Source organism: Yoonia sp., from assembly GCF_046498525.1.
Lineage (GTDB): Bacteria > Pseudomonadota > Alphaproteobacteria > Rhodobacterales > Rhodobacteraceae > Yoonia.
Map to the genome: position 1 here is coordinate 1 of NZ_JAWOAN010000276.1, position 7,685 is coordinate 7,685.

The 7,685-nt window shown below is 56.8% G+C and carries 5 protein-coding genes and 1 pseudogene; 1 reads left to right on the forward strand and 5 read right to left on the reverse strand.

The window, feature by feature from the left end:
* A partial coding sequence (locus tag R6T97_RS16185) for a hypothetical protein (protein WP_410350317.1) occupies window positions 1-201 on the reverse strand: 201 nt, incomplete at its 3' end.
* Here R6T97_RS16185 and R6T97_RS16190 point away from each other — a divergent pair.
* Window positions 120-347, forward strand: a pseudogene (locus R6T97_RS16190) (integrase core domain-containing protein); the annotation flags it as partial. The gene R6T97_RS16185 and the pseudogene R6T97_RS16190 overlap by 82 nt on opposite strands.
* Before the next feature lie 724 nt (window positions 348-1,071).
* Here R6T97_RS16190 and R6T97_RS16195 read toward each other — a convergent pair.
* The 4 genes from R6T97_RS16195 to R6T97_RS16210 form a co-directional block, all read right to left on the reverse strand.
* On the reverse strand, window positions 1,072-2,556 hold the full coding sequence (locus tag R6T97_RS16195) for an efflux transporter outer membrane subunit (RefSeq protein ID WP_410350314.1): 1,485 nt from the start codon (window positions 2,554-2,556) through the stop codon (window positions 1,072-1,074).
* A gap of 104 nt (window positions 2,557-2,660) precedes the next feature.
* On the reverse strand, window positions 2,661-4,001 hold the full coding sequence (locus R6T97_RS16200) for an HlyD family type I secretion periplasmic adaptor subunit (protein WP_410350315.1): 1,341 nt from the start codon (window positions 3,999-4,001) through the stop codon (window positions 2,661-2,663).
* Window position 4,002: 1 nt separating this feature from the next.
* Window positions 4,003-6,132 carry a type I secretion system permease/ATPase gene (locus tag R6T97_RS16205; protein ID WP_410350318.1) on the reverse strand — a complete coding sequence of 710 codons (2,130 nt, stop codon included), beginning with the start codon at window positions 6,130-6,132 and terminating at the stop codon, window positions 4,003-4,005.
* A gap of 50 nt (window positions 6,133-6,182) precedes the next feature.
* Window positions 6,183-7,685: hypothetical protein (locus tag R6T97_RS16210; protein WP_410350316.1), on the reverse strand; the 1,503-nt coding region annotated here is incomplete at its 5' end.

The following is a 7,685-nucleotide window of genomic DNA, read 5'->3' on the forward strand; positions in this document are numbered from 1 at the left end:
CAGTTCTTCTGCACTCTCTATATCCAGTTCCCCCCGCTTTTCTCTCAACTCAGGCTCGATGTAGGGCAAGCCTAAGGCCTCATATATATCATCTTCTTCTTTACCGCCTATCTTATCTTCTCGACAACATCTTTGTCGAACGACTGTGGCGGTCTCTGAAATACGAGTGCGTCTATCTGCATGCTTGGGAGACCGGGTCAGAAGCTAAGGCTGGCGTCAGAAAGTGGATCGAGTTCTACAATCACAAGCGACCGCATTCTGCCCTTGGCGGCCAACCACCTGCCGTGGTCTATTGGCAGAGAATTGACACAAACAACCCCGATCAGCAGGTGCAAAGAGTAGCTTAAATTACGTCAGATACTGTCCAACTAATGGGGAGTAGCTCAAACCTGCAAAATCGATGCCCGCTCGTGCAGCGCGTGCTCGGGCAAAGCCCGACAAAGAAGCCTCCGGACCGTGCTCAATGCAGCAGATTATCTTTTCAGCAGAAGCGGCGAATATCAGACATTCGTGTCATCGGCACTTGCTGGCGCAGCATTCGATATGAAGTGCGGATAGTTTTGACAAATGATCATGCGCTTAAGCTTCGAGAAAAATTCAAGCTGGCGGTTGGGGCCTGCCAAGTGCTGAAAGGTCCTACAGGCGGGCTGGCCGCATTCGAAACTGACGGGTAGCCTCTGCAAAGAGCCCTGTCTGACTTGATGGGCATCGGTAAGGTCAATGTGATAATCTACGCAACACATCGCTGTAAACTTGCGCCATCTCAATTACAACGCGGCAAGTTGATTTTCAGATAAGACGAAACTGCCTTTGAGAAACCGGTAATTCCAACGCTTGTTCAAAGCCACACGACGCAGCTGTTTCGCAATCAGGACAGTCAGGGATGTGAAGGACATTGCTGAAAAACAGCCTTGGTAAAAGCGTGCCAGGCGTAGAGGCCTGAGAAGTGGAGCCCACCGAATGGTACGATAAACCTGTCAAACTCATGCAATAGCCCCACACGTGTTTGGCATTTTTGCGTTGAAGCCGATCAGGAAAAAATGACGACGCGTCAGATGATACGACATGGGATCAATTTGCGGCAATAACCTCCTCCGCTTGATAACTGCTCCCCGCCCCGAGGCTGACATTAAGCGCGATATAACTGCGCCCGAGTTGCCGACGCGCATTGGCAAGGCCTGCATTTGCGACAGATAGGTTCTGTTCGGCATCGATCAGATCACGGACCGTTCCACCGTCCTGTTTGACGCTTTCGCGGGTCAGGTTCACGGCTTCGGTATAAAGGCGTACGGTTTCTTGTGCAGCACTGCGCGCCTGCCTGCTAGCTGCATATTCGCCGAGCGCGCTTTCTACATCGCCGATGGCCTCAAGCACCGTCAACTGCCAGGTCATATGGGCTTGCCGAACGCGCGATTCGCGCAAGGCCACTGTCGCGCGTTGGCCGGTCGTTGGCAAAAGCGGCAGGCGCAAAGCCGGACCAAAAATATAATCCGTACTTTGATCCCCTGATAACCCGACGAGGCTGAGCACCCCACCAAGCGACAATTGCGGATACAATGCAGCGATGGAGGATCTGACATCGCGCAGTGCTGCGTAGTAAGTTCGCTCGGCCACACGTACGTCCGGACGATTGCGCAGCAGGTCGGCGGGAATCCCGATTTGCGGTGACATCGATACGCGCGGTTGCGCCGTGCGGTTGTCCAGATTTATCGTTGCGCCTCCGGGTGTTTGACCGGACAGCACCGCAATCTGGTTTTTCAAGCGCGTGATCGTGGCCTCGATCCCCGGCAATTCGGCCCGTATCTCAGACACAAGCGCGCGCGCGCGGACCACTTCAATCCGTGTTGCGCTATCGGCTTCCATCAGTGTTTCAACCAGTTCGAGCGTCTGACGCCTGGACTGGAGTTCAGACCAACGCAAACTCTGGCTTGTTTGTTGGAAGCGCAGGTCAACATAGGCATTCGTGATATTCAGCAGCAACAATAGGCGCGCCGCGTCCACTTCGGCATCGGCGGCGGCGACCCGCGCACTTGCTGCATCGGCCTGGGCGCGTCGCCCGCCATAGATATCAAGCAGCCATTCAAAGCCAAGCGTGACTTCGGTCCGGGTCAGATCGGACCCGTCTTCACCTTGCCGTTCGCGTTGCAGCCTTGCGCTGGGTGACACCGAAGCGGCCAGCGGGATACTGTTGCGCACGGCACGCGCCTCGATGACACGTTCGCGGGCCAGATCGAGAGACAGGCTTCCTTGCAGCGCAGTTTCGACCAGAGCGTTCAGGGTTGCGTCCTCGAAATTGAGCCACCAGCCCTTTTTGTCCAATACGCGCGGGGCCATGACCGGCTGACCGGTATAAGACGTAGCAAAAGGAAAAGTCGGCGGTGCATAAGGATCATCCGTGCAACCCGCGCCCAACACCACTGCGGCAACAGCGGCAATTCCGATCTTGGTACTTCGCTGGCGTGTTGCGGCGCCACACTGATTTACAGCCTGCATTTTCGGGGTATTGGACCATAGAAAAGAAGGCATGCGCCTGAATATCTTGAATGTAGCCGTCATTTTCAAATGGATCCTTCAATAATCTCTAGTCGGTCAAAAAAGGCGGGCCTCATATGGTCCAAGAGCGTTTCTTCACACCGGACAGCTTGGGTAGGCAACGTCATCTATTCTTCGCGGAAAGCGCGGGTCATACTGTCAAGGATCGGCTTTGCCAGATATTGTGCAAAAGTCCTTTCCTGCGTCTGGATCATGATTTCCGCAGGCATCCCCGGCGTCGGCGAAAACCCCTGAACGCGCTGCATTTCGTCTGGCGATACCGTGATGCGCGACAGATACACCTCGCGGCGGGCACCTGTGGATCCGTCGGCAATGGCATCAGCCGATACATAATCAACCAGACCGTTCAGGACCGGCGTCGTGCGCTGGTTCAGGCCCGTCAGTCTGACTGTTGCTTCTTGGTTAACACTGACACTGTCGATGTTGGCGCGAGGTACCAGCACTTCGATGATCAACGGTGCATCTGCGGGTAAAATCTCGACGATGGGGCGACCCGTTTCTATCACGCCGCCAATCGTGTGGTAATACATCCTGACAACGGTGCCTGACACGGGTGCGACCACCTGCGTGCGGTCAAGAATGTTTTCGGAGCGCCGGAGTTGTTCGCGGACGCTCTCGAGCTCGCTTTCGATCGCTTGCAGCTGTGTCAGGGCGTTGCGGCTGTATTCGTCGCGTGTCTTGGCGATTTGTGCTTCGAATTTTGCCCGCATCTCGGAGAGTTCCGCCAACTCCGCTTCCAGCCGCCCCGCCTGACCTTCTGCCTCGAAAATCGCGCGCTGCAGCGCCAAAGCCTCGCTGCGTCGCGTCAGGCCGCTTTCGACCAGTGCCGCTTTCGCGTCCAGTTCTTCGGTCAGCAAGGCCAGTTGGTTGCGGGTCGACTGCAACTGTATGCCATAGCCGGTCATGCGTATATCCAGAGCGTCAAGGTTGCTGCTGATGACACTGACATCATTGGCAAGGCTGGCCGTCGACGCCTCGAAGCCAAGCGACTGGCTGTCGAGGATCATCGCGGCGTCCGGGTCGTATCTTTCGGCCTCCAGATGCGGTGGAAACGTCAGATCGCCGTGATGTTCATGTTCCGCAACCAGCCGCGCCTGTGTGGCTTCAAGCCGGATCCGCCGCAGGTCCAGTTCACGGTTTGTGGCGAGGGCCAGTGTTTTATCAAGTGTCAGCATGGCCTGGCCCTGGCTGACGCGGTCGCCCTCCTGCACCAAGATATCCGAAATGATGCCGCCTTCGAGGTGCTGAACGATCTTGTTCTGGCCAGTTGCCACAAAGCTGCCCTGCGCGATCACAGCCGAGGCCAGCGGGGCCAGCATGGCCCAGCTTCCAAAGCCGCCGAATGTGGCCAGAAGCATGGCGATACCGAAAAACGTCTGTTTCCCGATAGAGCGAGGGACTTCTTGATACCAGACATCGGGGCGCGTGAGTGCGGGAAGATCGGACATGTCAGGAACTACCTTCTTGCTTTGGTTTGGAAATGCTGGCGGCGCTGTTGCCGCCAAGCGTGCCGTCCTTGGCGGAAGCCGGGTTCAATTGGGCCATGACCTTGTCGCGATGGCCGAAAAGGGCCACGCTGCCATTTGCCAACAGCATGATCTTGTCGACGACGTTCAGCAGCGACGGTTTTTGCGTAATTACGACCACAGTGATCTTTTCCTTGCGTGCATGGGCGATTGCCTGGGCCAGCGCCTTGTCGCCTGCGGTGTCGAGATTGGAGTTCGGTTCGTCCAGCACGACAAGACGGGGGTTGCCGAAGAAGGCCCGCGCCAGGGCGACGCGCTGTTTTTGTCCACCCGACAAAGGTGATCCATCGGCGGCAACCATTGTCTCGTATCCCTGTGGCAGGCTGGCGATCATTTCATGCACATCGGCCAGCACGGCGGCGTGGTGAATTTGTTCGTCCGTTGCATCTTTTCGCATACGACCGATATTATCCTTGATCGTTCCGGGAAACAGTTGCACGTCCTGTGGCAGATAGCCGATATTCTCGCCCAGTTGCCGCGGGTCCCAGTTGCGCAGGTCCATCAGGTCCAGTCGCACATTGCCCGATGTCGGCAGGATGGACCCGACCAACATTTTGCCCAACGTCGTCTTGCCAGCACCGGAGTTTCCGATCACGGCCAGCGTTTCGCCCGGTTCAAGTGCAAAACTGATCCCGTTCAGAATCACCTGCTTGGTGCCGCCCGGTACATAAAGCAGCCGTTCCACGTTCAGACGCCCTTCGGGATGCGGCAGCCAAAGCCGCTCGAATTGCAATCGCGAAGACCGCAGCAGCGACGCCACCCGCCCATAGGCAGCGCGTGATAGGATAAACCCGTTCCAGCCTTCGATCGATCCTTCAATCGGGGCCAGCGCCCGGCCTGCGATGATCGAGGCGGCGATGACCATGCCGCCGGTGATTTGCCCGTCAATCGCAAGATAGGCGCCCCAGCCCAACATGCCGACTTGTGTCAACATGCGCACCGCGCGGCTGATCGAGGCGCTGATGATGTTGCGATCCTGCGCGCGGACCTGCGCGATCAGCGATGCGGCCGTGTCGCGCCCCCAAATTGTCACGGCCTCAGGTATCATGGCCATCGCGTTGATGATCTGGCTGTTGCGCGACATCGAGTCCAGATGCATGTTTGCCTTGGATTGCGACAGGTTCGCTTCGGCAAAGGGTTTTGCAGTCATCCGCTGATTGACCAGTGCCACCACCAGCAACGCCAATGACGTCACAACCACGATAAGGCCCAGATGCGGATGGATCAGAAAGATCACAAGGATGAAAAGGGGCGCAAACGGCACATCCAGAAACGAGATCAGCGTTCCCGAAACCAGAAAAGACCGCAACTGCTGCAGATCGCCCAAGGTCTGATATTCGCGCCCTGACCCATGAAGCGACGCGGCCGCGGCGGCACTCAGGACAGGGGCGCCAAGCCGCGCCGCCACTTCAACCGCCGTACGCATCAGCATGAAGCGGCGTATCGCGTCAAAGACGGCCTGCAAGATGACCGCCCCCGCGATCACAATGGTCAGCATGATCAGCGTGTCGGTGGAGCGACTGGTCAACACCCGATCCGAAATCTGGAAAAGATAGACTGGAATGGCAAGGATCAGAATATTGGTGGCACAGGTCATCACCATGACAAAGCTAAGGTTGCGCCAGACACAACGGACAGCATTCTTCAGACTGGCCTGAAAATCTTCGGGTCCCATCCGCCTGTGAAACTTCAGACCGCCATCGTGTCCGCCACCGCCGCCACCTTGGCCGGATGCCGTCTTGCCGGTGTCCGGCATGACCGGCCCGCCGGTTTGGCCATCGATGGTCACGCCGAAGACGGAATCGGCTTCGCTCTTGCGTAAATCATCTGTCCGTGTAGTTTCGGCTGATGTCCTGTTATCTGCTGCGGGGCTCTGCGCTTTTTCTTGAGGCTTTGCAGGTGGCTCCGCAGATGTAGCCTCAAACGAAGATTTTGACGGGGTTGGTTCTTCCGGCCAGACCCTTTGCTCCGGTGTCAGGGGCAAAAGCGCGGCCCGCCGCTTGTCGGAATGGGCTTGCACGACCGTCCCGTATGCGGGCGATCTTTCAATCATCTTGTTCAAAGCGTTTCTCCGCTAAACTTGGGGGTAGGGGGATACGGTGTCTAGGCCAGCATCGTCTGCATCACGTCCGACGTTCCAGGATCATCCTGATGGAGCACACCGTGACCGGCACCTTCATCCACAGGATCGGGCGCGATCATGTTGTCGGCCAGAAACGCGACGGCCTCCGATGCAAGCGGGTCCAGATGCACTCCCGTTGGCGCACTGGTTTCGTCGATCAGTTCAGCCTGATAGATCAACGCATCGCTATAGGTTTCCCCGCCCGCCAGAACCGTGGAATCCAGCCCCTCCGAGACGATCGTGGCTGCATTGATTTGTGCGTTGGAACCGGTTGTCACCGTGGTCTGAGCACCCTCGGCGCTGGCGATCATGTTCTGAATGAAATGAATCTGGTCGGAATCGCCCAGATAGCTGATCTGTTCGATCACCGCAGTCTGGATCAGGTCACCGTCGACATACAGAACAGAAAGCATCTCTTGTCCGGCAAAAAGCGACATCTGCGCCACATCCGCAGAAATCGTGTTGCTGCCAGCTTTCAAATCGGTGATTGCCTGAAGAAATGGCTCGTTCGCCAGACCCGTGCTGTCAACGCCGGTGGTCAGGATGGCGGCTTTATTGACTTGCAGGTTGTCGCCGGCATTGAACGCGGCCCCGGCGAAGGCACCATTGGTAAAGCTGTCCTGATCGAGCATCACGTTGATCTGAAAGATCTGATTCAGCGTGACCATGCTGCCGCCGATCATGATCAGGTCATAGTGAAAGCCCATGTTCATTGCCAGCGTCTCATTGAACACAAGGTTTTCGCCCGTACCGATATAACTGGCTGCGCCCGTGAACTTGACCTCGACCCGGTCATAATCCGTCGCAAAGATATGTTGCTGTACCCAATTCGACAGTATCAGGTCGCCCTCCAGCCGTGTCACGTTCCAGAAGCTGGGCAACCCGTCATTGATCACATCCGTACTGTCGGTTACGGACGGATCCTGCACCATCGCATAGCTGTATTCGAGATGCGCAATATTGAAGGACGACGATGGCGCGGATATTGCGTGCAAAGGCAATGCGGCGGATTCAACGCGCAGGTTGATCTGCGATATCATATCAAGGCGCAGCACATTGTCGGCAACGGCAATGACCGGGGCGTCGACCCAAACGGATTTCAGGACGGCTTCATTGATAACGCGGTTGCCACCCGTCACCACATGATGTCCGGGGTCCACCGCAAAAGGACCTGGGTCATAGTCCGTTACCCCGTCCGATGGCATGTCTGGTGCACCTGACTGTTCATCCGTGACTTCATCCTCCTGCAGAAAAACCGGCAGCAGATCGTTGACGTCTGGCGCTTCGTCGATGCGCGCGCCGTTGACGAAAATACCCTCTGCGTCATCGGCCCGCAAAAGGGTGGTTTGCAGGTCTGCGATCGGCAAGGCGGTGACACTGTCGAGACTTTCGTAAACTTGCATCGCAGCGTCAAAAGCAGCCTCGTCAGTTTGCACCAGATGCCACGGATCGATCTGATTGAGTGATTGCGCAAATGTTCCCAA